Raw genomic sequence first — 348 nt, 5'->3', positions numbered from 1 at the left:
CAACGTCGGCAACAACAAGCCCGCGAGACAGCCGGCAGGACGGCCAGACGGCAGGCGCACCCGATCAGCACGACAGCGGCAACAACGACCGGCGACGGCGGGACGGCAGGCGCACCAATCAGCACGACAGCGGCGACGGCAGGACGGCAGGCGCACCCAAGAACTCGAGACAGGCGCACCCGATCACGTGATCGGGTGCCACCACCCACCGAACAACACATGCAAGCACACCCGAACCCGTGATCGGGTGCACCCACGACTCGAACCCACACAACCAGACGGCGAGAGCACCCACCAGGCACAACGTCGGCAACAACAAGCCCGCGAGACAGCCGGCAGGACGGCCAG

Annotated in this window: 1 protein-coding gene; it reads left to right on the top strand. The window is 67.2% G+C overall.

The features are described 5' to 3' along the window. The coding region (locus WH85_RS52640; protein WP_211275668.1) for a hypothetical protein at positions 1 to 191 on the top strand (191 nt) is incomplete at its 5' end. Positions 192 to 348: the final 157 nt, after the last annotated feature.

Source organism: Actinoplanes rectilineatus, from assembly GCF_000962825.1.
Lineage (GTDB): Bacteria > Actinomycetota > Actinomycetes > Mycobacteriales > Micromonosporaceae > Actinoplanes > Actinoplanes rectilineatus.
The sequence above is the reverse complement of the archived record's forward strand: the minus strand, read 5'-3'. Positions and strand labels throughout refer to the sequence as shown.